This window comes from Amycolatopsis sp. 195334CR (assembly GCF_017309385.1).
Classification (GTDB): domain Bacteria; phylum Actinomycetota; class Actinomycetes; order Mycobacteriales; family Pseudonocardiaceae; genus Amycolatopsis.
Window position 1 is genome coordinate 109,955 of sequence record NZ_JAFJMJ010000003.1, and the last position, 23,257, is coordinate 133,211.

Annotated in this window: 21 protein-coding genes; 9 read left to right on the forward strand and 12 right to left on the reverse strand. The window is 73.0% G+C overall.

What is annotated here, in order from left to right; genetic code table 11:
* Positions 1-2 precede the first annotated feature (2 nt).
* The gene (locus tag JYK18_RS37590) at positions 3-2,720 is read right to left on the reverse strand and encodes a LuxR family transcriptional regulator (RefSeq protein ID WP_206808493.1); all 2,718 of its coding nucleotides are present in this window, start codon (positions 2,718-2,720) and stop codon (positions 3-5) included.
* Positions 2,717-5,587, reverse strand: a complete 2,871-nt coding sequence (locus JYK18_RS37595) for a LuxR family transcriptional regulator (RefSeq protein ID WP_206808495.1) — start codon at positions 5,585-5,587, stop codon at positions 2,717-2,719. The genes JYK18_RS37590 and JYK18_RS37595 overlap by 4 nt, the downstream gene beginning before the upstream one ends.
* 161 nt (positions 5,588-5,748) lie before the next feature.
* On the opposite strand from JYK18_RS37595, the gene JYK18_RS37600 reads away from it, so the two are divergent.
* Positions 5,749-5,934: a hypothetical protein gene (locus tag JYK18_RS37600; protein ID WP_206808497.1), complete on the forward strand. Its 186-nt coding sequence runs from the start codon at positions 5,749-5,751 to the stop codon at positions 5,932-5,934.
* 177 nt (positions 5,935-6,111) lie between these two features.
* Here JYK18_RS37600 and JYK18_RS37605 read toward each other — a convergent pair whose 3' ends face one another.
* Positions 6,112-6,870, reverse strand: a complete 759-nt coding sequence (locus JYK18_RS37605) for a thioesterase II family protein (RefSeq protein WP_206808499.1) — start codon at positions 6,868-6,870, stop codon at positions 6,112-6,114.
* Between the two features lie 170 nt (positions 6,871-7,040).
* On the opposite strand from JYK18_RS37605, the gene JYK18_RS37610 reads away from it, so the two are divergent.
* A complete protein-coding gene (locus JYK18_RS37610) occupies positions 7,041-8,459 on the forward strand; it encodes an acyl-CoA carboxylase subunit beta (RefSeq protein WP_206808501.1) in 1,419 nt (472 codons plus the stop codon).
* Between the two features lie 84 nt (positions 8,460-8,543).
* Here JYK18_RS37610 and JYK18_RS37615 read toward each other — a convergent pair whose 3' ends face one another.
* Genes JYK18_RS37615 through JYK18_RS37625 form a run of 3 tightly spaced genes read right to left on the reverse strand, consistent with a single transcriptional unit; the run spans position 8,544 to position 10,428 of the window.
* Complete coding sequence (locus tag JYK18_RS37615) at positions 8,544-9,497, reverse strand: pirin family protein (RefSeq protein WP_206808503.1); 954 nt, start codon at positions 9,495-9,497, stop codon at positions 8,544-8,546.
* The gene (locus JYK18_RS37620; protein WP_206808505.1) at positions 9,494-9,793 is read right to left on the reverse strand and encodes a GNAT family N-acetyltransferase; all 300 of its coding nucleotides are present in this window, start codon (positions 9,791-9,793) and stop codon (positions 9,494-9,496) included. The genes JYK18_RS37615 and JYK18_RS37620 overlap by 4 nt, the downstream gene beginning before the upstream one ends.
* A complete protein-coding gene (locus JYK18_RS37625; RefSeq protein ID WP_206808507.1) occupies positions 9,790-10,428 on the reverse strand; it encodes a TetR/AcrR family transcriptional regulator in 639 nt (212 codons plus the stop codon). The genes JYK18_RS37620 and JYK18_RS37625 overlap by 4 nt, the downstream gene beginning before the upstream one ends.
* Before the next feature lie 71 nt (positions 10,429-10,499).
* On the opposite strand from JYK18_RS37625, the gene JYK18_RS37630 reads away from it, so the two are divergent.
* Complete coding sequence (locus JYK18_RS37630; RefSeq protein WP_206808508.1) at positions 10,500-11,066, forward strand: peroxiredoxin-like family protein; 567 nt, start codon at positions 10,500-10,502, stop codon at positions 11,064-11,066.
* 10 nt (positions 11,067-11,076) lie between these two features.
* Positions 11,077-12,153, forward strand: coding sequence for a DNA alkylation repair protein (locus JYK18_RS37635; RefSeq protein ID WP_206808509.1), 1,077 nt, complete (start codon positions 11,077-11,079; stop codon positions 12,151-12,153).
* Here the strand turns inward: JYK18_RS37635 and JYK18_RS47790 are convergent.
* Together JYK18_RS47790 and JYK18_RS37645 are read right to left on the reverse strand one after the other, a co-directional pair.
* The gene (locus JYK18_RS47790) at positions 12,150-12,341 is read right to left on the reverse strand and encodes a hypothetical protein (RefSeq protein ID WP_206808510.1); all 192 of its coding nucleotides are present in this window, start codon (positions 12,339-12,341) and stop codon (positions 12,150-12,152) included. The genes JYK18_RS37635 and JYK18_RS47790 overlap by 4 nt on opposite strands.
* Positions 12,342-12,352: 11 nt before the next feature.
* Positions 12,353-12,766 carry a DUF6292 family protein gene (locus tag JYK18_RS37645; RefSeq protein WP_206808511.1) on the reverse strand — a complete coding sequence of 138 codons (414 nt, stop codon included), beginning with the start codon at positions 12,764-12,766 and terminating at the stop codon, positions 12,353-12,355.
* A 173-nt stretch (positions 12,767-12,939) separates the two neighbouring features.
* Between JYK18_RS37645 and JYK18_RS37650 the strand changes: the two genes are divergently transcribed.
* Positions 12,940-13,215 (forward strand): DUF3040 domain-containing protein, encoded by a 276-nt coding sequence (locus JYK18_RS37650; RefSeq protein ID WP_206808512.1) that lies wholly within the window; start codon positions 12,940-12,942, stop codon positions 13,213-13,215.
* Positions 13,216-13,236: 21 nt separating this feature from the next.
* Here JYK18_RS37650 and JYK18_RS37655 read toward each other — a convergent pair whose 3' ends face one another.
* Together JYK18_RS37655 and JYK18_RS37660 are read right to left on the reverse strand one after the other, a co-directional pair.
* Complete coding sequence (locus JYK18_RS37655; RefSeq protein ID WP_206808520.1) at positions 13,237-14,592, reverse strand: erythromycin esterase family protein; 1,356 nt, start codon at positions 14,590-14,592, stop codon at positions 13,237-13,239.
* Positions 14,593-14,621: 29 nt separating this feature from the next.
* Positions 14,622-15,083, reverse strand: coding sequence for an NUDIX domain-containing protein (locus JYK18_RS37660; RefSeq protein ID WP_206808522.1), 462 nt, complete (start codon positions 15,081-15,083; stop codon positions 14,622-14,624).
* Between the two features lie 193 nt (positions 15,084-15,276).
* On the opposite strand from JYK18_RS37660, the gene JYK18_RS37665 reads away from it, so the two are divergent.
* A complete protein-coding gene (locus JYK18_RS37665; protein WP_206808524.1) occupies positions 15,277-15,774 on the forward strand; it encodes a metallophosphoesterase in 498 nt (165 codons plus the stop codon).
* A 15-nt stretch (positions 15,775-15,789) separates the two neighbouring features.
* Positions 15,790-16,137, forward strand: coding sequence for a sporulation protein (locus JYK18_RS37670; RefSeq protein ID WP_206808526.1), 348 nt, complete (start codon positions 15,790-15,792; stop codon positions 16,135-16,137).
* Here the strand turns inward: JYK18_RS37670 and JYK18_RS37675 are convergent.
* Positions 16,074-17,099: a LacI family DNA-binding transcriptional regulator gene (locus tag JYK18_RS37675; protein ID WP_206808527.1), complete on the reverse strand. Its 1,026-nt coding sequence runs from the start codon at positions 17,097-17,099 to the stop codon at positions 16,074-16,076. The two genes, JYK18_RS37670 and JYK18_RS37675, sit on opposite strands and share 64 nt — an antisense overlap.
* Before the next feature lie 85 nt (positions 17,100-17,184).
* On the opposite strand from JYK18_RS37675, the gene JYK18_RS37680 reads away from it, so the two are divergent.
* Together JYK18_RS37680 and JYK18_RS37685 are read left to right on the forward strand one after the other, a co-directional pair.
* Positions 17,185-19,236, forward strand: a complete 2,052-nt coding sequence (locus JYK18_RS37680) for a bifunctional aldolase/short-chain dehydrogenase (RefSeq protein ID WP_206808529.1) — start codon at positions 17,185-17,187, stop codon at positions 19,234-19,236.
* Positions 19,236-20,591: a rhamnulokinase family protein gene (locus JYK18_RS37685; RefSeq protein WP_206808531.1), complete on the forward strand. Its 1,356-nt coding sequence runs from the start codon at positions 19,236-19,238 to the stop codon at positions 20,589-20,591. Before JYK18_RS37680 ends, JYK18_RS37685 begins: the two co-directional genes overlap by 1 nt.
* A gap of 25 nt (positions 20,592-20,616) precedes the next feature.
* Here the strand turns inward: JYK18_RS37685 and JYK18_RS37690 are convergent, their stop codons facing one another.
* Positions 20,617-23,232, reverse strand: coding sequence for a glycoside hydrolase family 97 catalytic domain-containing protein (locus JYK18_RS37690; protein ID WP_206808535.1), 2,616 nt, complete (start codon positions 23,230-23,232; stop codon positions 20,617-20,619).
* Positions 23,233-23,257 lie beyond the last annotated feature (25 nt).

The following is a 23,257-nucleotide window of genomic DNA, read 5'->3' on the forward strand; positions in this document are numbered from 1 at the left end:
TTTCAGAATCCCTCCATCGACCGGACCAGCGCGCCGAGCTCCTCCCGCCCGCTGATGCCCAGCTTGCGGTAGACGCAGCTCAGCCGCCGCTCCACGGTCCGCTTGGTGACCGAGAGGGACTCGGCGATCTCACCGTTGACCCGACCGCGGGCGACCATGACGGCGACCTTACGCTCCGGTTCGGACAGCGAGGTCCAGATCGGCGAAACCGGTGCGGGCGGGCCGCTGCCCGCGCGCTCGCTCAGCTCCCGCAGGCGCGTGGTGAGCCAGTGCGACCGGTGGATGGTGGCCAGTGCGGAGGCCTCGGCCAGCAGCGGCGGCACCTCGGCCGGATCGCCGTCGTCCAGTTCGGCGGCGGCGACCTCCAGCAGGGCCAGCGTGTAGACCGGGCTCAGCCGGAACCCCCGCAGCACGCGCAGCGCCTCGCGGGCCCGGCCGATCCGGTGTTCGCCGGACAGCCGGGAAAAGCCCATCTCCGCCCAGCCCAGCGCGCTCGGCGCGCCCCACTTCTCGGCGAGCGTCCACTCCTCCAGGCTCAGCTGCTGTGCTTCCTTGACCTGGCCCAGCGCGGCGGCCGCGCCGGCCGCGACCGAGCGCCACGGCAGCAGCCCCGGGTTGACGATGTGCTGGCGCAGCAACCGCCTGCCGCACTCGCGGAACATGTCCAGCGCGTCCACCGGCCTGCCCTCGGCCAGCGACAGCAGGCCCCTGGCGAACATGAAGTAGGCGGAGAAGGCGCCCTCGGCCGGGCGCGCCCGGCCGAGTAGTTCCCTGGCCCGGTCCAGCCGTCCATATTGGACGTGAATGCAGATCTGCAGCGAGATCGGGTAGGAGGCCACGTTCGGGTGCCAGCCGCTCAGCGGCAGCGCGCGCTCGGCGGCGGCCAGGTCCCGTTCGGCCACGTCGTTGCGCCCGATGCGCATGCTCAGCTCGGCGCGCGCGGCGAGCACCCGCGCCGTGCCCGCGCGCAGGTGCTCGCGCTGCACGTCGGCGAGCAGCGCGTTCAGCTGGACCTCCGCCTCTTCCAGGTCGTCGGTGAGGATCAGCGCGCGGCAGGCGGACAGCCTCGGCATCACCAGCAGCGGGCGCGAATCCTCCCGGCGCAGCGCCCGCCGGGCGAGCACCCTGGTGGCCTGCAGGTCGTTCGCCGACGCGGCCAGCTGCCACGCCCGCGCCCCGGCCTGCGCGGTGTCCAGCGGGTGGTCCGGCAGCGAGGGCATCTCCGGCACCATCGGCTCGCCGTCGTCCTGACGGGTCTGCTCGGACATCCAGTACAGCGCCAGCATCCCGTCCTTTTCGGACTCGTGCTCGGCGAGCACCGCCTCGGCGGAGACCCGGCGCGCCCAGTGGCTGTCGCCCCGGCTGAGCTTGGCGTCGACCGCGCGCAACCGCAGCGCGGCGAACTCGCGGCCCGGCGTGGCGGCGAGTTCGCTCAGCCGCCGGTCGCTGGCCACCGGCATCCGGCCCACCTGCACCGAGGCGAGTTCGAAGCTCAGCCGCGCCCGGGCCAGTGGTTCCAGCGGCTCGTCGAGTGCGCGGTTGAGGTACGCGATCGCCTGGCCGTCCTCGCCGTCCCGCAACGCCGAGACGAAGCTCCGGCGCAGCAGGTGCACCACCCAGTTGGTGCCGATCGGCCCGGCCCACAACAGGATCCGCGCCACGTCGGCGTCGCGCACGTCGGCCCGGTAGGCGAGTTCGGCGGCCCGCGCGTGCAGGTCGGCGCGCTCGGCACCGGGCATGCTCTCCAGCACCCTGGCCGCCACCACCGGGGCGCGCACGCGCAACCGCTCCCCCGCCTCGACGGTGAGCCCGCTGGAGGCGATGATCGACCGGATCCGCGACTCGTGCAGGCCGGGTTCCCCGGCCAGCCGGCAGACCAGCGGGAAGTCCAGCACCGCACCGCAGACCGCGACCGCGCGCAGCACCGAGATGGCCTCTTCGGACAGTCCATCCAGGACACGGGTGGCGTAGTCGCCCAAGGCCGACTCGCCGATCGCCCGCAACCGCGGCACCCCGGCGGCCACCGGCGTGCCACCCCGGCAGCGGAACTCACCGAGTACTTCCTTGAGCAGCAAAGGGTTCCCGCCGGTGGCAGCCAGCGCGGCGGCGCAGAACTCGTCGTCTCCCCGGGTACCGCAGACCAGTTCGACCGCGTCCGCCACTCCGGCCGCGCTCAGCGGCGCGAGCAGCATCTCGGTGACGTTGACCTGGCTGTTCCCGGCCAGCCCGGACACCGAACCGCAGTCCCCGCAGGTCCCGCCGGTGCTGGCGAGCATGGCGATCCGGGTGCCCGGCAGCCGCCGCACCAGTGCCTGCAACCACGCCGAGGACTCGGGGTCGAGCCACTGCCCGTCCTCGACGATCACCATGGTCGGCCGGGTGCGCGCGGCCCGCAGCAGTTCGGGCAGGCCCGGCAGCTGGTCCGGCCCGGCCAGCAGGTCGCGCACCCCGGGCACGAGCGGGGTGAGCAGCTGGGCCAGCACGCCGTAGCGCAGGGTGTGCTCGGCCGGCGCCGCCCGCGCCCACAGCACCCGCACGCCCTGACCGGAGGCCAGCCGCGCGATCCACCGCAGCAGGTCGAGCTGGCCGAGCCCGGGCGCCCCGGAAATCGTGACCACGGAAGGAGTTCCGCGGTCGAGCGCGCCGAGCACCGCGGTCAGCGCGTTCCGCTCGGCGTCGCGTTCGAGGCCGAACAGGTCGGCGTGGCGGTCTCCGCTCACGAGAGCACCCGCTTCACCGGGCCGCCGAGCGAGGCGGGCATGTCGGCCAGCGCGGTGTCGAGTTCGGCCCGCGACCCGACGCCGAGCTTGCGGTAGACGTTGGTCAGGTGCGATTCGACCGTGCGCACGGTGACGAACAGGGATTCGGCGATCATCCGGTTGCTGGACCCGGCCACCGCCAGCGCGGCCACCTTGCGCTCGGTCCCGGTGAGCATGTCGACCGGCGATTCGGTGATCTCGCGCATCCGCCCGCCCGCGGCGAGCAGCCCGCGGCGGGCCGAGCGCGCCAGCGCCAGCGCCCCGCACCGGCGGGCCAGGTCGGCGGCGGTCCGCAGGTGCCCGCGCGCGCGTTCGGAATACCCGGCCTCCAGCAACGCCTGCCCCAGCCGGAATTCGGCGCGCGCCTGCTCCAGCCGGGCGGGCGAGCGCGCCAGCAGCGCGGCGGCTTCGGCGAGCAGGTCGATCCCGGCGGTGCCCGGGGTGATCACCCCGCGGGCCAGCGCGGCCAGCCCGAGCACGCGCGGCGTGCCCCAGCGCCGGGCCAGTTCCTCGCCGTGGTCGACGATCCCGGCCGCGTCGCCGGGGCGGCGGGTGTCGGCCAGCACGCACGCCGACTCCACCCACCACGGCACGAACGCCGGGTTCACCAGCCCGGCGTCGGTCAGCGAGCGCCCGCACTCGTCGAACAGCGACAACGCGGTGTCGGCGTCGCCGAGGGCCCAGCGCGCCCGCGCGCGGGTCATCAGGAACCAGTGGTACTCCCAGACGAACCGGTCCAGGTCGGTGCGGACCACCCCGGCCAGCAGTTCCTCGGCGCGGACCGGCTCGCCGCGGTCGATCAGCCCGGCGGCGAGCGCGGTCGGCGGCATGGTCACCGCGTCCCCCCACGGCTCGCCGCGGCTGACGTCGAGCGAGACCTGGGCGTCGGAGATCGCGTCGGCCAGTTCGCCCAGCCCGTGCATGATGAACGCGCGGAAGGACAGCGTGAGCACGTAGGTGCGCACGGCCGCGTTCTCCCTGGCGTGGTCGAGCACGCGCTCGAGCGCGTCCATGCAGTCGCCCACCTCGTCGGCGAAGCTGAGCGCCAGCGCCGAGGACAGCAGCGACCAGCCGCCGAGCGTGACGCCGGGCGCGCGCATCGCCCGCCGCGCCTGCTCCACCGCCAGTTCCGGGGAGGTGCCGTCCATCGCGGTCACCACGGTCATCGTGCCGAGCAGCTGCCGCTGCGCCGGGGTGTCCCCTGGCGGCGGCGTCATCTTGGCCACCCGCTCGCGGATCGGCGCGATGGTGGCCTTCTCGTCCACGCCGGTGAGCAGCAGCGCCGATTCGACGTGGGTGCGCAGTTCGCGGTCGGCCGGATCGGGGTCCGGGCCCAGTTCCAGGTCCAGTGCGTCGAGCACCTCGCTGAGCACCCGCACGGCTTCCGGGGAGGACTGCACGTGGAGGCAGGTCATGCCGAACTGCACCGCGACCATCGCCCTGGTGCGCACGTCCAGCGCCAGCACCAGTGCTTCACGCAGCAGGGCCGCGCCCTTCGGCGGGTCGATCTCGACCAGCGACCGCGCCAGCTGCAGCCGGACCGGCACGCTCTCCGGCTCGGCCTCCAGAACCCGGTACAGGTAACGGATCGCGGCCTCGGGCGCGCCCCGCAGCTCGGCGCGCGCGGCGGCCGCGCGCAGCACGCCCGCCATCCACGGCTGGGTCACGTCCGGTACCAGCAGCAGCAGGTTCGCCACGTCCTCGGCCGGGCGGCCGGCGTCGCTGAGCAGGCTGGCCGCCCGCACGCGCAGCGCGGCGAGATCGGCCGGGCTGATCGAGTCGAGCACCGCCGAGCGCACCACGTCGTGCACCGGCTCGATCCGGTCGGCGGCCAGGATGTCCGCGCCCCGCAGCACTTCCAGCGCGGTTTCCACCTGCGCCGATGGCACCCCGGCCAGTGCGCCGAGCAGTTCCTCGCCGTGGTCGCCGAGCACGGCCACGGCGATCGCGATGTCGCGCACCCAGTCCGGTTTGCTGTCCAATGTGGCGCGCACCGAGGTGGCCACCACGTACCGCCCGACCTCGGTGACCCGCCGGGCCCCTTCGCGGTCGGCGGCCACGCCGAGCTCGCGCAGTTCCTGCAGCAGCCGGGTGAGCACCAGCGGGTTGCCGCCGGAGACCACCGCCGCGTTGTGCACAAAGGACTCGTCGGGCCGGCCGGGGAACTCGCGGCCGATCATGGTGGCCACGTCGGCGTCGGCCAGCGGTCCCACCCCGACGGTGAGCGAGCGCGGCTGGGCGGAGATGTCGGCCAGCGCGCCCGGCGCGACCGGTTCGATCTCGGTGCGCAGCGCCAGCACCACCAGCAGCGGCAGCGTGTCCGCCCGCCGCATCAGGAACTCCAGCCAGCGCAGCGACCGCTCGTCGCACCAGTGCACGTCGTCCAGCGCGAGCACCAGCGGGCCGTCGGCCATCAGGTTCACCGCGAGCCAGTAGAGCCCGTGCAGCGCCGGGTAGTCGGCGCCGGTGGAACTCGGGTCGCCGGGTTCGTCGGCCAGCGCCACCAGTGCCCGCCGGGCGCCGCCGCGCAGCAGCGGCGAATCGCCGGTCAGTTCCAGCGAACCGAACAACGCCTGCGCGCCGCCGTACCCGGTGCCCGCCACCACTTCCCCGCAGGTGCCGTGCAGCACCCGCATGCCGTCGGCGGCCGCCTGGGCGGTGAACGCCCGCAGCAGACTGGACTTGCCGATCCCGCTCGGTCCGGAAAGGACGACCAGGCCCGCCTCGCCGTCGCGCGCGGCCGCGGCCAGCCGGGCCAGGGCCCCCAGTTCACCGCTCCGGCCGATGAGCACGCCGGAGTCGCCGGGGACTTCCGTCCGCTCGACCAACTGGTCCTCCCTAGGCACGGCACGGCCCGTGACGACGTCGCCAGATGACGGGCGCATCCCGCATCCCGGCCCCCAGGCCGCATCCGCGGGTCCAAGGTTAGGCGGCACTCGGGCGTTCGCGCACGGCCAGTGATCCGGCAGTGGAACCGTACGTTCGTACGGTGAACGAGCAAGGGCCGAACGCACCACTTCAGCACGTCGCGACGATTTCCGGTGAAGGATTCACCAATGACCGCGCCGAGCAGGTCTTCCGCTCGGCGGCGCCGCCGCCGGGCGCCGGGCGGATGTCCGATTCGGCCGCCCGAACGGGTGCGGCGGGCACGTATCCGCCGCATCAGCGGCGCTGAACGCAGTTACCGCCCGATGGGTGACGGGTGGAAAAGCCAGCGGCGGCCTCGGGAACTCACCGCACGGAATGCGATCGGCCGTACACGTTCCGCTGACTGCCGGGTGCTCACCCGATTACGAGGGAGTGCGTCAGTCATTTACCAACCGCACTCGAACAATAACAGAAGGTGCCGGGTTCAGGCGAGGTGCGCGATGCCCGCGGTCAGCTCCAGCACCGCTTCGAGGTGGCGGGTGAGGAAGAAGTGCCCGCCCGGGTAGACCTTCACCTCGACCGGGCCGTCGGTCACCTCGGCCCACGCGTGCGCCTCGCCGAGCTCGGTCTTCGGATCGCGGTCGCCGGTGAGCACGGTGACCGGGCAGCTCAGCCGGGGACCGGGCGCGGGCCGGTAGGTCTCGACGGCGCGGTAGTCGGCGCGGACCGCGGGCATGATCATCCGCAGGATCTCCTCGTCGCCGAGCACCCGGGTGTCGGTGCCGCTGAGCAGTTTCAGCTCGGCGATGATCCCGTCGTCGTCGCGTTCGTGGACGCGTTCGTCCCGGTGCGTGCCCGGGCCGCGGCGGCCGGAGGCGATCAGGTGCGCCGGCGCTTCGAGGCCACGGGCGGCGAAGGCCCGCGCCACCTCGTAGGCCACCACCGCGCCCATGCTGTGCCCGAAGAACACCAGCGGCCGGTCGGCCAGCCCGGCCAGCACGCCGGCGATCCGCCCCGCCAGCTCGGTCACGTCGTCGACCGGGCGCTCGCCGCGGCGGTCCTGGCGGCCCGGGTACTGCACCGAGCACACCTCCGCGCGCGGGGACAACGCGGCGGACATCGGGTGGTACCAGCTGGCGGAACCCCCGGCGTGCGGGAAGCAGACCACCCGCGGCGCCCCGGCCCGCGCCGGGTGGTAGCGGCGGATCCAGAGGTCGGTGTCGATGGCGCTGGGGCTCGGCATGCGCCAAGGGAACCCTGGTGAGAACGCGGAAAATCCTAGAAAACCGCGTCCGCGAATCGCGGAAATCGGCGGCAATGACGGGAAACCGGCCCAAGACTAGGCGTTTCCGGCGCCGGCGCCCGGTCTACTGGGCCCCGTCCCTGCCCGCGGTAGACCGCCCGAGGTGAGTGATGACGCTGTTCGCCGTGCCGGACGCCACCGAGTCCGCCCCGGACCACCGCGACCCGGTGCACCGGCTTTCGCAGTTGCTCGACCCGGGTTCGCTGCGGCTGGTCCACGGCCGCGAGAAGATCGGCCTGGCGGTGGCGCGCGGGCTGGTCGACGGCACGCCGGTGATCGCCTACTGCACCGACGGTGCCCGGATGGGCGGGGCCATCGGCATCGACGAGTCGCCGCTGATCGTGGACGCGATCGAGCTGGCCGTCGCCGAGGAGTGCCCGGTGATCGGGGTGTGGCACTCCGGCGGCGCGAAGCTGAACGAGGGCGTGGCCGCGCTCGACGGCATCGGGCACATGTTCGCCGCGATGGTGCGGGCCTCCGGCCGGGTCCTCCAGCTCTCGGTGGTGCTCGGCCCGGCCGCCGGTGGTGCGGCGTACGGTCCCGCGCTCACCGACCTGGTGGTGATGTCGGAGTCCGGCCGGGTGTTCGTCACCGGGCCGGACGTGGTCCGCTCGGTCACCGGTGAGCAGATCGACATGGCCGGGCTGGGCGGGGCCGAGGCGCACGGCCGCAAGTCCGGAGTGGTGCACGTGACCACCGATTCCGAGGCCGACGCCTACACCGAGGCCCGGCGCATCATCGGGTTCGTCGGCAGGCCGGGCGCGGTGGATCCCGCCGCGATCGCCCCCGCCGAGGACCTCCGCGCCCTGCTGCCCGACTCGCCCCGCCGCGCCTACGACGTCAAACCGCTCGTGCGCGCCCTGCTCGACGACGGTGATTTCGCCGAACTGCAGGCGAAGTGGGCGCCGAACGTGGTGATCGGGTTCGGCCGCGTCGGCGGGAAGACGGTCGGGGTGATCGCGAACAACCCGCTGCGCAAGGGCGGCTGCCTCGATTCGCTGTCGGCCGAGAAGGCCTCGCGGTTCGTGCGGATGTGCGACGCGTTCGGCATCCCGCTGCTGGTGCTGGTCGACGTTCCCGGGTACCTGCCCGGGGTGAGCCAGGAATGGGGCGGCGTGGTCCGGCGGGGCGCGAAACTGCTGCACGCCTTCGCCGAGGCGGTGGTCCCGCGGATCACGCTGGTGACCAGGAAGTCCTACGGTGGCGCGTACATCGCCATGAACTCGCGCTCGCTCGGCGCCAGCGCGGTGCTCGCCTGGCCGGAGGCAGAGGTGGCGGTGATGGGTGCCGAGGCGGCGGTCGGCATCCTGCACCGGAAGAAGCTGGCGGCCGCGCCCGAACACGAACGGGAAGCACTGCTGGCGACGCTGGTCGCCGAACACGAGGTGATCGCCGGGGGCGTGGGGCGCGCGATGAGCATCGGCGTGGTCGACGAGGTGATCAAGCCCGCCGACACCCGGCAGCGGCTGGCGGAACTGTTCGCCTCCTACCCGGACACCCGGGGCGACCACCGCAACATCCCGCTCTGACGGAGCCTCAGCAATGCTATGAGTGGGGCATTACTAGCAATCAATGCAAGTAATGCCCCACTCATAGCATTCAGGACCGCGCGGTCAGCCGCGGCGGCGTGGGGTCAGGCGTACCCCCGGCAGAGCAGGCGCCGGGATCCGCTGCCCGTCATGGCCCTCGACGTGCCCGAACCGGTCCCCGTGCTCCCACTCCTCGCGCGCCTGGGCGATCTCGTCGTGCCCGCGCCCGACGAAGTTCCACCACATCACCAGCTCCCCCGGGAACGGCTCACCCCCGAGCAGCAGCGCCCGCGCGCCCGCCCCGGCGGTGATCTCCAGTTCCGCCCGCCCCGTGCCCAGGTACAGCAACGGCCCGGCGCCCACCGGCACCCCCGCCACCTCGATCTCCCCCTCGACCACCAGCACCGCGTGCTCGAAGTCCGGCCGCAGCGGCAGCACCGCCCGCGCCCCCGCCTCGACCACCAGATCCGCGCCCAGCAACGGCGTGTACGTGGTGGCGGGCGAAACCGCGTCGCCCAGTGAGCCCATCAGCACGGTCGCCGTCACGCCGTCCGCCTCGTAGGTCGGCAACTCCGTGTGCTGCTCGAACGCCGGCTCCACCCCCAACGCCTCGTCCGGCAGCGCGACCCACAGCTGCAACGCGTGCAGCACCGGGACTTCCTCTTCCCGCACGGAGAACTCCGAATGCGAGATCCCCCGCCCGGCGGTCATCAGGTTCAGCTGCCCGGGCCGCACCAGCACGTCCGAGCCGACCGAGTCCCGGTGCCGGATCTCCCCGGCCAGCGGCCAGGTCACCGTCTGCAGCCCGGTGTGCGGATGCGGCAGCACCGCCATCTCGACCCGCTCCGGGCCGAACTGGTCGAGGAAGCACCACGCCCCCACGGTCGGCAGCACGCGCTGCGGCAGCACCCGCTCGACCCGCATCGCGCGCAACCCGCCCAGCGGCACCTCCCGCGGCTCCAGGAACTCGGCGACGGCCCCCTCCCCCGCCGCCGACCGGCACGGGGTCACCTCGGGCCCGCTGTCCAGGTTGGTCATCGCGCCGCGCCCCAGCTGACGTGCTCCTCGTACCCCGGGTTCTTCTTCAGGTACCCCGCGATGAACGGGCACAGCGGCACGATCACCCGGCCCCGGCCCACCACGTCGTCGAGCGCACCGGCGGCGAGCACCTTGCCCAGCCCGCGCCCGCCGAACTCGTCACCGATCTCGGTGTGGGTGAACACCGTCCGGTCACCCTTCTCGACGTACTCGGCGAAACCGGCCACCACGTCGCCGACCAGGACCTGGTACCGGCTGCCCGCCTCGTCCCTGCGCACGCGGGTTTCCTCGCTCATCGCTGCTCTCCGTTCTGTCCCAGGTCCCGTTCGAGCCCCTGCAGTACAACCGACAGTCCACACCGGAATTCCTCGGCCGCGCCGATCCGCCGCGCCCGGCGCGCGGTTTCGCTCAACCGGGGGAACTCGGTCTCGGGCAGCGCGGCCAGCGCCTCGGTGCCCGGTCCGGACAACGGCCCCAGGTGCTCGGACTGCAGCGCGCCGAGCAGGTAGGCGATGAGCACGCGGAACGCGATGACCCGCCGCTTCCCGGTGAACCCCGCCCCGGTCAGCACCTCCAGCGCCGCCTCACCCCAGCGCGCCGAGGAAAGCGAGCTGTGCCGGTGCGCGAGCAGCAACGGCACCACGGCGGGGTGGCCGCCGACGGCCGCGCGCATCCGCTCGGCCAGCGTGGTCAGCCCGGCCGGCCAGGGCGCACCCGGGTCCAGCTCGAAGTCGATCCCGCCGAGCACCAGCTCCACGATCAGCCGTTCGAGCTGCTCGCGGTCATCCACGTACCGGTAGAGCGACATCGTGCCCATGCCGAGTTCACCGGCCACCGCGCGCATCGAGAGCGCGGCGAGGCCGTCGCGGTCGAGCACGGCGAGCGCGGCGGCGGCGATCTGGTCCGGGGTCAGGGAACGTGGTCGGGGCATCTCATTTGACAGCGTACGACATACGCGCATACGTTCGTAGGCGTACACCGCACGCTTAACGGGAGGCAGTGATGGCAGGACGGATCGAGGCGGGCACCGTGCTCGCCCCGCGCGAGGTCGAGGTGGTCGACGGCGAACCGGTGGACATCCCCAAGCCGGGCCGCCTGGTGCACCTGCAGTTCCGGCGGTTCGCCGGCTGCCCGGTGTGCAACGTCCACCTGCGCTCGGTGACCCGGCGGCACGCCGAACTCGCCGCGGCCGGGGTGCTCGAGGTGGCGGTGTTCCACTCCCCCGAGGCCGAACTGCGCGAGCACACCGCGGACATCCCGTTCGCCGTGGTCGCCGATCCCGGCAAGCGCCTCTACCGCGAGTTCGGTGTCGAGGCCGGGACCCGCGCGCTGCTGCACCCGCGGGCGTGGCTGCCGATCGTGCGCAGCATCGCGGCCGGGCTGGCCAGACGGGATCCGGCGCCCGCGTCCAAACAGGAACACGGCAGGCTCGGCCTGCCCGCCGACTTCCTCATCCGCGAGGACGGCACCGTGCTCGCGGTGAAGTACGGCGAGCACATCTACGACCAGTGGAGCGTCGACGAGATCCTCGCCCTCGCACGCGCCGAAACTGACGTACCCCGTCGCTAGGGTGTGCGCCGTGCCGACCGCCGAAGAGATGTTGAGTACCGCCGCCGTCACCGAACTGGGCCGCTGCCTGGGCGAAGCCGCGCCGGAGCTGGACCTGTCCGCGTTGCGCGCGGCGCCGCCCGCGCTCGCGGGGATGAGCTTCAGCGAGCGCGGGCGGTTCGTCCGCGACGCGGTGCTCGCCGGGCTGCCCGAGGACTACGCGGCCTTCGCGGCGGTGGTCCGCACGGCACTGGCGGATCCGCGGTTCACCGGGTGGATGATCTGGCCGGTCACCGAGGCGGTCGCGGTGCGTGCGCTCCCGTCGGACTTCGAGGCCGGGCTGGACCTGCTGGCCGAACTCACCCCGCTGCTCACCGCCGAGTTCGCCATCCGGTCCTTTTTGGACGCCGACCTGGACCGCGCGCTGGCGAAGGCACTGGAGTGGACCACGCACGAGAACGAGCACGTGCGGCGGCTGGCCAGCGAGGGCACCCGGCCGCGGCTGCCGTGGGCGCGGCAGGTCAAGGCGATCACCCGGCGGCCCGCGGCGGCGCTGCCGGTGCTCGACGCGCTGCACCGCGACGAGTCGGAGTACGTGCGCCGCTCGGTCGCCAACCACCTCAACGACCTCAGCAGGCTGGACCCCGAGCTCTGCGTCCGGACCGCCGCCCGCTGGATCGGCGCCTCCCCGCGGCTGATCCGGCACGGCCTGCGCACCCTGGTCAAGCAGGGCGACCCGGCCGCGCTGGAGCTGCTCGGCTTCGGCCCGCCCGCCGGTCTCGCGGTCGACGGCCCGCGCACGCCGGTGGCCGAAGTCGCCATCGGCGAGCACCTCGCCTTCGACTTCACCCTGCTCAACCAGGGCGACGCCCCGCTGACGCTGGCCATCGACTACGTGGTGCACCACCGCAAGGCCAACGGCAGCCTGGCGCCGAAGGTGTTCAAGCTGACCACCCGCACGCTGCCCGCCGGAGCGGCGGCCACGATCGAGCGGAAGCACTCGTTCAAGCCGATCTCGACGCGCGTCTACCACCCCGGGGAGCACGCGCTGGAACTGCAGATCAACGGGCAGCCGTTCGGCAGGCTCCCATTCCGCCTCACGACCTAGCCAGGCGCCCCAGCAGTTCCCCGCCAGGCGAGGCGCTCCAGCGGCCCCGCGTTAGGCGAGGCGCTCCAGCAGCTCACCGGCCAGGCCAAGCGCCCCAGCAGCTCACCGGCCAGGCGCTCCACCAGCTCACCGATCACCGGCCAGGCCAGGCGCTCCCACCAGCTCACCAGCCAGACCAAGCGCCCCACCAGCTCACCGACTAGGCCAGGCGCTCCAGCAGCTCACCGTGGTTGCCCGGCCGCCGGATGGCCGGCGGGCCGGGCTGCCCCAGCGAATGGTCGTCCGCGCGCAACGCGGCCAGGAACCGCACCACCTGCCGCGGGTCCGGCAGCACGTCGTCCCCGCCGAGGTAGGCCAGCACGATCACGTCCTCACCGCACCCCGCCTCGATCGTGGCCGCCCAGCCGTGCTGTTCGTCCCAGATCAGCGCCACGTCCCGCCCCGGGAACCGGGTGAACCGCCAGTCGATGGCGATGTAGGCGGACACCGGCGTGTCCAGGTCCACCGTGCACGATTCGAGCCCGATGCCCAGCGCGGCGGTGACGGCTTCGAGGTAGCCGCGCAGGCCGCGGTTGAACCGGTACTCGACGTCGGAGTCGATCAGGCTGCTCACGGGCGGGGCCTTTCTTCGGGGGACTCGGTGGCGGTACCGGGCCTTTACCCCGCGCACCCGGCGGTCACACCTGGTATCCGGATTTCCCGCCGAAGATCACCCGTTCCGACGTGTGACCGCTCGTCCGAGTGGGTACCCGTCGGTGTCGGGATCGGGCGAAGGGCTGGTACTCCATGCTGAGTCACGATGATCGCGAGCAGTTGAAGAAGATCGAGGAGTGGTTCGAGGCCGCCGAACCCGCCCTGGCCGCCTCCTTCCGCCGCATCGGCGACCGGCGCCGGTTCCGCATCGGCAAGGTCCTGCCGGTCTGCGTGGACGTGCTCGCCGGTTTCCTGCTCACCCTGGCCGTGATCACCGCCAACGCCACCCTGGTGCTGGCCGGCATGCTCGCCCTGGTGATCGGCGTCGGCCTGCACCTCGCCCGCCACCTTCCGGCCGACCAGTCCTGAGCGTCATACGCCGTATTACGCTCAGCGCAGGGTCGTCGCGTAATGCCGGACCAGCTCCGGGAAGCGCGGTTCCTTCGGCGGGCTGGTCGCCTTCACCACGGGCTGCCCGTCCAGCACGAGGGCCAGGTTGTCGAGCGAGATGTGGAACCCGGCGGCGCTGTGCGTGACGTGGCCGGGGTCGGCCATGGTGGTGTCGAGGCTGAGCAGGCAACCGCCGTCGTGCTCGGCCAGCGACCAGTCCAGCAGTTCGCCGTAGCAGCGCCAGACCACCCGGCGCCCGGGTTCCACCGCCACCACCTCGCCCTTCGACGCCTTGCCCCGGCCGAACGCGACCGACAGCGCGCCACCGGGCACGGTGTCCACGCGCATCCGCCACGGGGTCCACGCGGAGAGCTCGGCGTTGTCGGTCAGCGCCCGCCAGACCCTGGCGACCTCGTGCGGGTAGTGCCGGGTGAAGTGGAGCCGCCCGTCCTGGGCGCGCACCTCGAACTCGGTCATGGTGACTCCTTCCGTCATCCTGCCGACGGACGGGACCGGCGCGGACCGACAGCTCAGCCGAAAAAATTCGCCCGGGGTGACCCGCCGGGTGTGCCGGACCAGGTCGAACCACCCGGCCGGGGTGCCATCGAGGTGGTGCCCGTCCTCGGCCGGGTCGTAGGCGGGGCCGACCAGCCGGGTCCTGGCCGGGGCGTGTGCCCAGGCGGCCGGGGCGTCGCGGAGGTCGAGCAGGAAGGTGTCCAGGGCGGCCGTGTCCAGGGTGGCTTCGAGGAAGTCCGGCGGCGGCGCCGGCATCCACGCCGACGGCTCGCCGTGGTGGAAGGTCAGCCCGACCGACAGGTAGGCGTACCGCTCGCGCAGCAGCTTGCCGAGGGTCGGGATGTCGTCCGGGGCGGTGTGCGCGATCCCGCCCCAGTAGACGATCTTCGCCGGGTTCTCCTCGTGCCACCGGGAGATGCCGTCGGCGAGCATGCGCTCGATCCCGGCCCGGTCGCCCGGCAGCTCCGGGGGTCGCGCCGGGTGCACCACGCGGACCGGATCGCCGGGGTGGCGTTCGTTGAACGACCGCACCCAGCGAACGGCGTCGAGGACCTCTTCGGTGCGGAGGAAGGGCCGGGACTCGGCGAGGATCTGCCGCGGATCGCCTTCGCCGGTCCGCACGTGGGCGTCGAGCAGCGCGCCGGCCACGTCGTCGCCTTCCAGTGCCAGCGCGCGGAAACCGTGGTGCTCCACCAGGTAGCGCAGCATCTCGTCGGCCATTGTGGACAGTTCGCGGGCACTGCGGCAGGACACGCCGAGCGCCACGATCTCCGCTTCCGCGGCGCGGCTGCCCAGTGCGTCCAGGCCCTCGCGGGCCGCTTCGTCGAGCCAAGTGGTCATGGGCCCGACGCTAGAACTTGAACCAAGGTTCAGGTCAACCGCTCGGCCAGCCTGCCGAGGAACGGGCGTTGCCCCTTCACCAGTTTCCGCTCGGCTTCGGGCAGGGCGAACCACTCGAACCGGTCCATCTCGGGGAACTCCTGCAACCGCCCGGACCGCGGTGGCCACTCCATTGCGAAGGTGCCCGGCACGGCGAGCGCCGGATCGAGGTCCGCTTCGAGCGCGAACACCGTGACCACCTTGCCGGACTGGCGGACCTCGCCCAGTTCGACGGGCTCCCCGTCGGGCACCGGCAGGCCGAGCTCCTCCTCGAACTCCCGGCGCGCGGCGGCCAGCGGTGCCTCGTCGGGTTCGTACTCGCCCTTGGGCACCGACCACGCGGCCTCGTCCTTGCGTGCCCAGAACGGCCCGCCCATGTGTCCCAGCATCACCTCGGTGTGCGCCGATCCCCCGCGGTACAGGAGGATCCCGGCGCTGCGTTTGGCCGCCATGGGGAGCATTGTGCCCCAGGGGGTGTCCACGAAGCCCGGGTCGATGGGCTTCGCGAGCCAGGTGGTTCCTGGCGGTGCCGGGCGTTCGCCCTCGTACTGGACCGTACTCGGGTGAAGGCCCGGTGCCGCCAGGGGCCACCTGGGCGCGGAGAGCGCGATCCGGGTTTCGCGGACACCCCCTAAGGTCGGAAGCATGCGCCTGCTGATCATCTCCGACACGCACGTGCCCCTGCGCGCTCGCGGGCTGCCCGCCGAGGTCTGGGCGCGGGTGGCGGAGGCGGACGTGGTGGTCCACGCCGGCGACTGGGTCGAGCCCGCGCTGCTGGACGAGCTGGAACGGCGGTCGAAGCGGCTGATCGGCGTGTGGGGCAACAACGACGGCCCGGAGCTGCGTGCCCGGCTGCCCGAGGTCGCCCGGGCCGAACTGGCCGGGCTGCGGCTGGCCGTGGTGCACGAGACCGGGCCCGCGAAAGGCCGGGAAGCCCGCTGCGCCAAGGAATACCCGGACACCGACGTGCTCGTCTTCGGGCACAGCCACATCCCGTGGGACACCGAGACCGGCACCGGCCTGCGCCTGCTCAACCCCGGCTCGCCCACCGACCGGCGCCGCCAGCCGCACCACACCTACCTCACCGCGGTGGTCGAGCGCGGCGAGCTGACCGAGGTCGAACTGCACACCCTCTCCCGCTAGCACCCGAGGAGCGCCGTGAACATCCCCGAACTGATCGGCTCGGCCTGGAATTCGCTCACCGCCAAGCGGGTCTACGGCGAACCGTACGAAAAGGACGGCGTCGTGGTCATCCCCGCCGGGTTCGTCTGGGGCGGCGGGGGCGGTGGCGACCACCTCGACGGGCAGACCGCCCAGGGCGCGGGCTTCGGCGTCGTCGCGCACCCGGTCGGCGCCTACGAGATCAAGGGCGACCGGGTCCGCTGGGTGCCCGCGATCGACGTGAACCTGCTGATCACCGCCACCGCGGCGGTCGCGATCGCCTACCTGCGCTCGCGGTCGCGGCGCACCCGCGTGGAGTCGCGCACCACCAGTTCCGGGGTGTAGACCACGGTCTGGTGCTCGTGCTCGCCACCGTCATCCGCGGTTTCGGCGATGATCAGCTCGGCCGCCGTCCTGCCCAGCCGCGTGGCGGGCTGGCGGACCGAGGTGAGCGGCACCGCGGCGGCCGCGGCGAACTCGATGTCGTCGTAGCCGACGATGGCCATCTCCTCCGGCACCCGCACCCCGGCCGCGACCATCGCCTGCAGCACGCCGAGCGCGAGCAGGTCGTTGGCGCAGAACACCGCGGTCGGCCGCGGGCTGATGCCGAGCACGCGGGCACCGGCGTCCCGCCCGGACGCCACGTCCAGCGCCTCGGACTCCAGCACGGTGAAGGTGCGGCCGGGCGCGGGGGCCTCGGCCAGCGCGGCCCTGGCCCCGGCTTCGCGGTCGCGGCACTGCACCAGCATCTGGGGGCCGTTGACGAAGGCGATGTGCGTGTGCCCGGCCTCGATCAGGTGCCGCGCCGCCAGCGCGCCGCCCGCCACGTCGTCCACCGACACCGAGCACGCGTCGGCGTTGGGCATCTTGCGGTCCACGAACACGTACGGGATCCCGCTGCGGCGGAAGTGCTCCAGGCTCTCCCCCGCCGAGGCCACCGGGGACAGCAGCACCCCGCGCACCCGCTGCTCGGCCAGCATCGCCAGGTGCCCGGCCTCGCGGTCGACCCGCTGGCCGCTGTTGCAGGTGATCACGTTCAGCCCCTCGGCCTGCGCCGCCTGCTCGGCGCCCTGCGCCACGTCGACGAAGAACGGGTTGCCCAGGTCCAGCACCAGCACCGCCAGCGTGCGGCTGCGCCCGGCCCGCAGCTGCCTGGCCGACTCGTCGCGGACGTAGCCCAGCTCCTGGATCACCGACAGCACCCGGGACCGGGTCGCGGCCGACACCACGTGCGGCCGGTTGACCACGTTCGACACCGTGCCGATGGAAACCCCGGCGATCCGGGCGACGTCCTTAATGCCGACCATACTTGCTCTCCGTCACACCGAACCCTAACATGCGGATGAAACGTTTCAACCCCTCGTTCCACCCATCCGACGCGCGGGAGACGTGATGACCGAGCCACGCGAGGAAACCGCCGGGACCGTCGACCGGCTGCTGTCCCGGTCCCACCGGCTGGGCGCCGACCCGGCCAACACGAACTACGCGGGCGGCAACACCTCGGCGAAGGGCACCGCCCCCGACCCCGCCTCCGGTGAGGAGGTGGAACTGTTGTGGGTCAAGGGTTCCGGCGGCGACCTCGGCACGCTCACCGAACCGGGGCTGGCGGTGCTGCGGCTGGACCGGCTGCGCGGGCTGACCCGCGTCTACCCCGGACCGGAGCGCGAGGACGAGATGGTCGCCGCGTTCGACTACTGCCTGCACGGCCGCGGTGGCGCGGCCCCGTCCATCGACACCGCGATGCACGGCCTGGTCGACTCCGCGCACGTCGACCACCTCCACCCCGACTCCGGGATCGCGCTGGCGACCGCGGCCGACGGCGAGAAGCTCACCGAACGCTGCTTCGGCGACCGGGTGGTGTGGGTGCCGTGGCGGCGCCCGGGTTTCCAGCTGGGCCTGGACATCGCCGAGATCAAGGCGGCGAACCCGCGGGCGATCGGCTGCATCCTCGGCGGGCACGGGATCACCGCATGGGGTGACACTTCGGACGAATGCGAGGCGCGTTCGCTGGAGATCATCCAGACCGCGGCGCGGTTCCTGGCCGAAACCGGACGCGCGGAACCGTTCGGCGCGCGGGTGGCGGAGTTCGAACCGCTGCCCGAGGCCGCCCGCCGCGAACGGGCCGCCGCGCTGGCGCCGGTGCTGCGCGGGCTCGCCTCCACCGACCGCCGCCAGCTCGGGCACTTCACCGATTCCGCCGTGGTGCTGGACTTCCTGGCCGGCGCCGAACACCCGCGGCTGGCCGCGCTCGGCACCTCCTGCCCGGACCACTTCCTGCGCACCAAGGTCCGGCCGATGGTGCTCGACCTGCCGCCGTCCGCGCCGCTGGACGAGGTGGTGGCGCGGCTGCGCGAACTGCACGAGGAGTACCGCGCGGACTACCGCGCCTACTACGAGCGCCACGCCGAGCCGGACTCCCCCGCGATGCGCGGCGCCGATCCGGCGATCGTGCTGGTGCCCGGGGTGGGCATGTTCTCCTTCGGCGCCGACGCGCAGACCGCGCGCGTGGCGGGCGAGTTCTACGTCAACGCCATCAACGTGATGCGGGGCGCGGAAGCCGTGTCGACCTATGCGCCGATCCCGGAAAGCGAGAAGTTCCGCATCGAGTACTGGTCGCTCGAGGAGGCCAAGCTCCGCCGCCGCCCCGCGCCCAAACCGCTGGCCGGCCGGGTCGCGCTGGTCACCGGTGGCGGGTCGGGCATCGGCAAGGCGACCGCGCGGCGGCTCGCGGCCGAGGGCGCGTGCGTGGTCGTCGCCGACCGCGCTTTCGAGTCCGCGCGCGAGGTCGCCGGGGAACTCGGGCGGGACACCGCCGTCGCGGTGCACGCGGACGTCACCGACGAGAACGCGGTCGCCGCCGCCTTCGCCGAGGGCGCGCTCGCGTTCGGCGGGATCGACCTGGTGGTCAACAACGCCGGGCTGTCGGTGTCGAAGCCGTTGCTGGAAACCAGCGCGGCGGACTGGGACCTCCAGCACGACGTGATGGCGCGCGGCTCTTTCCTGGTCTCGCGGGAGGCGGCGCGGATCATGGTCGCGCAGGGCCTCGGCGGCGATCTGGTGTACATCGTCAGCAAGAACGCGGTGTTCGCCGGGCCGAGCAACGTCGCCTACGGGGCGGCGAAGGCGGACCAGGCCCACCAGGTGCGCCTGCTCGCCGCCGAACTCGGTGAGCACGGCATCCGCGTCAACGGGGTGAACCCGGACGGGGTGGTGCGCGGGTCGGGCATCTTCGCCGGCGGCTGGGGCGCGAAGCGGGCGGCGGTCTACGGCGTGGAAGAGGAGGACCTCGGCGCCTTCTACGCGCAGCGGACCCTGCTCAAGCGGGAGGTGCTGCCGGAACACGTGGCCAACGCGGTGTTCGTGCTGACGGCGGGCGAACTCGGGCACACCACCGGCCTGCACGTGCCGGTGGACGCCGGGGTCGCCGCGGCCTTCCTCCGCTGATGGAGCCGGTGTTCGCGGCGGTCGACCTCGGCGCGTCCAGCGGCCGCGTGGTGACCGGGCGCTTCGGTGACGGCACGCTGGAACTGGCCGAGGTGCACCGGTTCCCGAACGAACCGGTGACCACCGGGGGCACGCTGCGGTGGAACATCCGGTCTCTCTACAAAGGACTCACCGAGGGCCTGGACGCGGCGCTCGCGCGGCACGGCACGCTGGCCGGGATCGGCATCGATTCGTGGGCGGTGGACTACGGGCTGCTCGACGCCGACGGCGCGCTGCTCGGGGATCCCGTTCACTACCGGGATTCCCGCACCGCGGCGGGGGTTTCGCGGGTGCACTCGAGGGTCCCGGCCGAGCGGCTCTACGCCACCACCGGCATCCAGTTCCAGCCGTTCAACACGGTTTTCCAGCTGGCCACCGAGGACCTGTCGCCGGTGTCCTCGGTGGTGCTGGTGCCGGACCTGCTCTCGTACTGGCTCACCGGGGAGCTGGGCACCGAGCGGACGAACGCGTCCACCACCGGCCTGCTCGACCCGCGCACCGGGGAGTGGGCGACCGGGTTGTTCGGCGAACTCGGGCTGCGGCCGGGGTTGTTCCCGCCGCTGCGGGACCCTGGCGTGGCCGCGGGTACGTACCAGGGGTGTCCGGTGTGGACGGTGGGCTCGCACGACACGGCCTCGGCGGTGGTCGCGGTGCCCGCCGAAGACGACCGCTTCGCCTACATCTCGTGCGGTACCTGGTCGCTGGTCGGCCTGGAACTGGACGCGCCGGTGCTCACCGAGGAAGCACGCGAGGCGAACTTCACCAACGAGCGCGGGGTGGACGGCACGGTCCGGTTCCTGCGGAACGTGATGGGGTTGTGGATGCTGCAGGAGGTGCAGCGGGATCTCGGGCTGGGCCTCGGCCACCTGCTCGACGGCGCGGCCGAGGCGACACCGTGGCGCAGCGTCGTGGACGCGACCGACCCGCGTTTCCTGCCGCCGGGCGGGATGGCCGCCCGCATCACCGAGGCCTGCCGGGACGCCGGTCAGCCGACCCCGCGCGACCCCGGCGAACTGGCCCGCTGCGTGCTGGACAGCCTGGCGATCGCCTACCGGGACGCCGTCGCCGACGCCGTCCGCCTGTCCGGGCGGCCGGTGGAAGCCATCCACCTGGTCGGCGGGGGCGCGCACAACGACCTGCTGTGCCGGCTCACCGCCGAAGCCTGCGGCCTGCCGGTGCACGCGGGCCCGACGGAGGCCACCGCGGCCGGGAACCTGCTGGTCCAGGCACGTGCCGCGGGCACACTGGACGGCGGCCTTCAAGACCTGCGCCGGTTGCTGCGGACCGCGCACCCGCCGCGCACCTACCGGGAATGAATCGTTTCATTCCCGGTAGGCCCGGTTAGGGCGCACAGGTCAGGCGCGGCGTGACCCAGTCGGTGTGGTCGTGGTTCTTGCCGTCCCCGCCGTCCGTGGTGCGCAGGGTCAGCATGCGCACGCCGCGCACATCGGCCGTGACGGCGACGGCGGGTGAGCCGCCGCGCAGCACCGGGGTGGCGGCCAGCAGGACACCGTCGCCCAGCACCTCGAAGGCCGCCGAGCCGGGTTCGGTGGTTTCGTCGTCCAGCCCGGCCAGCGCGCTGAACCACTGGCAACCCCGTCCCAAGTAGACGGTCACCTCGCTCGGCGCGTGCGTGCCCAGCCCCTTCTCGTAGGTGACGCCGCCGATCCGCATGGGATTCCCGTCGCCGGCGGCCTGGTCGTTGTTGGACCGGTCCCGCTCCACCGGGCCCCAGCCGTTCGTCACCCCGGCGAACGGCAGGTCGCTCACCCAGGCCCCGTCCGACGGGACCGGCGGCGGCACGAACACCGAGACCGCCTTCGCGACGTGCACTTCGGGCGCCGACAGCGACGGGTCGACGAAGTCCGCGGCGATCGGGACCTCGTGCTTGCCGACCGCGGGGCCCACCGTCACCGTCCACCGCCCGCTGAGCACCTCCCCCGGCGTGAACTCGTTGTCCCGCACCGGTTCCCCGGCCAGCGACCAGCCTTCCGGCACGACCGGCGCCAGCACCACGTCCCGCACCACCCGGTCCGACGCCAGCTCGAACTCCGCGCTCACCTCGAACGACGAGCCCGGCACCCGGTCACCGGCGTCCGCCGGGCTGATCGTCAGCGAGGTCGCGGGCACCTGCTGGATCGGCTCGTCGCAGGTGGCCCGGCCGTCGGCCGGGCAGGCGATCGCGGCGAAACCGCCGTTCGACGGGACGTCGTAGGCCAACGTGTCCGCCGACCGCACGACCCGGCTCTCCCGCTGGACGTCGACCGAACCCGGCACGTCACGCACCGTCTCGACCAGCCAGTCACCGGCGCCGAGGAAGGTCAGCGGGGTGCTCACCCGGCGCGCCGGGCCGACGGTGATCGCTCCGACGAACCACCGGTCGCCGTCCCGCCTGGCCAGCGCCGCCTCGTCACCCGGGTACCCGCCCAGGTACCGCGTCTCGTCCCAGACCGTCGGCACCTGGTTCAGGAAGCGCAGCGCGTTCGGGTGCCGGTCGTAGGCCTCCGGCTTGTCCGCGAAGTGCTGCCAGGCCGATTCGTAGAGCACCGGCAGCGCCACCTCGTGCCCCACGCTCGAGGTCCGCGGCCCGACCTCCAGCGCCACCGGGGTGAAGTCCATCGAGCCGACCACGTTCCTGGTGAACGGGTGCACCGGGTTGTTCGCCGGCTGCGGCAGCTGCTCCTGGCCGTGGATCGCCTCCATGGTCATCAGGTGCGGCCAGGTCCTGGCCAGCCCGTGCGGAATGGTCGAGCCGTGGAAGTTGATCATCAGCTCGAGCGCCGCGGTGTCCGCCAGTATCGCGTCGTACCACTGGTACCGCGCCTGCGTGTCGGACTCCATGAAGTCCACCTTGACGCCCTTGACGCCCCACGCCTTCACCTTCGGCAGGATCTCCGCCCGCTTCTCCGGCGTGTCCAGCGTCTGCCAGTGGAACCACAGCAGCACCTCGACGCCGCGGGCCCGCGCGTACCGGGTCAGCTCCGGCACCCAGTCCTCGCTCCAGCCCTCGTCGACCAGCACGTACGGCCAGCCGTTGCGGGCGGCGAAGTCCACGTAGACCTTCTGCCGCTCGAAGTCCCGCGGACTCTGGTGCTCGCTGAGCCACGACCAGGCCGACTTGCCGGGCCGGATCCACGAGGTGTCCGCGATCCGCGACGGCGCGGCCAGGTCGTCGACCAGGGTGGACTCGGTGACCGTGGCGAGGTCGCCGATGATCGCGGTCCGCCACGGCGTGCGCGAGGCGGGGACCCGCGCGTCGGCCAGCTTCACCGCGTACTCCGGCGAACCCGCCTGGTGCACCAGCCTGCTGCCCGAGTACGAACCGTCCACATCGGACTCGGTGAGCAGGGCGAAGTCCTCGCCGGTGCGGAACAGCGACGGGTGGCCGAACTCCCCGGCCGCGGCACCGGCGGCGGTGGTCTCCACCCGCTGGTTCTCGTAGTAGGAGTTGTACGGCAGCAGCCAGGCGGTGGCGGCCGGGTCCAGCCGGTAGGCCGACGCCTCGCCGGTGACCACCGCCTGCTCCGGCAGCAGGTAGCGGTAGGCGAGACCGTCGTCGGACACCCGGACCAGCAGGTCGAAGCGCGCGTCGCCGGCGGCGAGCTGGAAGCGGGTCTCCCGCGCGCGGACCGCCCGCTCGTGCCGCTTGCCGGTGGTCATCGTGTAGCGCTCGGCCAGAATGCGCTGCTGGTGCCCGAGAACCCGCAGGTCACGGCTCAGGTCGGCGCCCTCGGTGCGCAGGCCGAGCGGCGCCGGGGCGAGCACGGTCCGGCCCGCTCGTGCCGCCGAAAGCTTCAGCTCGCCCGCGTCCAGGGTGAGTTCCGCGGTGACCGGGGACCGTGCGGACGGCCCGGTGATCGTCCAGCTCGACGCGGCCGCGGCGGGCACGGTCGAGAGCGAGAACAGCACCGCCAGCGAGAGCAGCAGTGCGGCATGGGACCGGCCGGGCCACGTCATCGGAGCACTCCTCGGTGGTGGTGCG